Source organism: Alteromonas sp. KUL106 (assembly GCF_009811415.1).
In the GTDB taxonomy this organism is placed as follows: domain Bacteria; phylum Pseudomonadota; class Gammaproteobacteria; order Enterobacterales; family Alteromonadaceae; genus Alteromonas.
This window is the reverse complement of the sequence record NZ_BLIG01000119.1, coordinates 1-247: the sequence shown is the minus strand read 5'-3', so window position 1 is coordinate 247 and position 247 is coordinate 1. Positions and strand designations below refer to the sequence as shown.

The window sequence follows — 247 nt, the reverse complement described above, 5'->3', positions numbered from 1 at the left end:
CTGGGTTTGTTGCTAACAAACTTAGAAACTGAAGGCTTGTAGCTCAGCTGGTTAGAGCGCACCCCTGATAAGGGTGAGGTCGGCAGTTCAAGTCTGCCCAAGCCTACCATTTCCTTACGATAAGTGTAAGGAGGTAACGAAGGTAGAAAATGTCGAAATAGACGATAAATCCTAATGAATATTTACTGCTTCAGTAAAGATTGATTAGGGTTTTTTACTCTAAAGTGAAATGACTCGTCATTTTACG

1 tRNA gene is annotated in these 247 nt (G+C 40.9%); it reads left to right on the top strand.

Annotated features, from left to right (window positions below):
- Window positions 1–32 precede the first annotated feature (32 nt).
- Window positions 33–109, top strand: a tRNA-Ile gene (locus GVO63_RS19455).
- Window positions 110–247: the final 138 nt, after the last annotated feature.